This is a genomic window from Flavobacterium xanthum (assembly GCF_900142695.1).
In the GTDB taxonomy this organism is placed as follows: Bacteria; Bacteroidota; Bacteroidia; order Flavobacteriales; family Flavobacteriaceae; genus Flavobacterium; species Flavobacterium xanthum.
The window spans coordinates 1-1,895 of sequence record NZ_FRBU01000088.1 but is presented as its reverse complement, the minus strand read 5'-3'; the positions used below and the strand labels follow the sequence as shown (position 1 = coordinate 1,895).

At 40.8% G+C, this 1,895-nt stretch carries 1 protein-coding gene; it reads left to right on the top strand.

All coding sequences use genetic code 11. The annotated features are described in order from the left end of the window. The coding region (locus BUC11_RS17055; RefSeq protein WP_394332917.1) for a beta strand repeat-containing protein at positions 1–1,895 on the top strand (1,895 nt) is incomplete at both ends.

The window sequence follows — 1,895 nt, the reverse complement described above, 5'->3', positions numbered from 1 at the left end:
TCAAATACTGGTGTTACACTTTCTGGTACTGATGTAGTAGTAGCTCCGGGTACGCCTGCTGGTTCTTATACTTTGGTTTACCAAATCTGTGAAATACTAAATCCAACCAATTGTGATACTGCAACAGTTACTGTTACTGTTTCGGCTCCTGCTATTGTCGCTAATGATGATGCTGGAACTACTATAAACGGTGCCAACGGTGGAACGGCTTTCACTAATGTTTTGGTTAACGATACTTTAAATGGAGTGCCTGTTTTACCTTCACAAGTGGTCTTGACTACAGTTTCATCTTCAAATACTGGTGTTACACTTTCTGGTACTGATGTAGTAGTTACTCCGGGTACACCTGCTGGTGCTTATACTTTGGTTTACCAAATCTGTGAAATCCTAAATCCAACTAATTGCGATACTGCAACAGTTACTGTTACTGTTTCTGCTCCTGCTATTGTCGCTAATGATGATGCTGGAACTACTATAAACGGTGCCAACGGTGGAACGGCTTTCACTAATGTTTTGGTTAACGATACTTTAAATGGAGTGCCTGTTTTACCTTCACAAGTGGTCTTGACTACAGTTTCATCTTCAAATACTGGTGTTACACTTTCTGGTACTGATGTAGTAGTTACTCCAGGTACGCCTGCTGGTTCTTATACTTTGGTTTACCAAATCTGTGAAATCCTAAATCCAACCAATTGCGATACTGCAACGGTTACTGTTACTGTTTTTGCTCCTACTATTGTCGCTAATGATGATGCTGGAACTACTGTAAACGGTGCCAACGGTGGAACGGCTTTCACTAATGTTTTGGTTAACGATACTTTAAATGGAGTGCCTGTTTTGGCTTCACAAGTGGTCTTGACTACAGTTTCATCTTCAAATACTGGTGTTACACTTTCTGGTACTGATGTAGTAGTTACTCCAGGTACGCCTGCTGGTTCTTATACTTTGGTTTACCAAATCTGTGAAATCCTAAATCCAACCAATTGTGATACTGCAACGGTTACTGTTACTGTTTCGGCTCCTGCTATTGTCGCTAATGATGATGCTGGAACAACTGTAAATGGTGCCAACGGTGGAACAGCTTTCACTAATGTTTTGGTTAACGATACTTTAAACGGAGTGCCTGTTTTGGCTTCACAAGTCAATACGACTTTTGTTTCATCTTCAAATACTGGTGTTACACTTTCTGGTACTGATGTAGTAGTAGCTCCGGGTACACCTGCTGGTGCTTATACTTTGGTTTACCAAATCTGTGAAATACTAAATCCAACTAATTGCGATACTGCAACAGTTACTGTTACTGTTTCTGCTCCTGCTATTGTAGCTAATGATGATGCTGGAACTACTATAAACGGTGCCAACGGTGGAACGGCTTTCACTAATGTTTTGGTTAACGATACTTTAAATGGAGTGCCTGTTTTGGCTTCACAAGTCAATACGACTTTTGTTTCATCTTCAAATACTGGTGTTACACTTTCTGGTACTGATGTAGTAGTAGCTCCAGGTACGCCTGCTGGTTCTTATACTTTGGTTTACCAAATCTGTGAAATCCTAAATCCAACCAATTGTGATACTGCAACGGTTACTGTTACTGTTTCGGCTCCTGCTATTGTCGCTAATGATGATGCTGGAACAACTGTAAACGGTGCCAACGGTGGAACAGCTTTCACTAATGTTTTGGTTAACGATACTTTAAACGGAGTGCCTGTTTTGGCTTCACAAGTCAATACGACTTTTGTTTCATCTTCAAATACTGGTGTTACACTTTCTGGTACTGATGTAGTAGTTGCTCCAGGTACGCCTGCTGGTTCTTATACTTTGGTTTACCAAATCTGTGAAATCCTAAATCCAACCAATTGCGATACTGCAACGGTTACTGTTACTGTTTCGGCTCC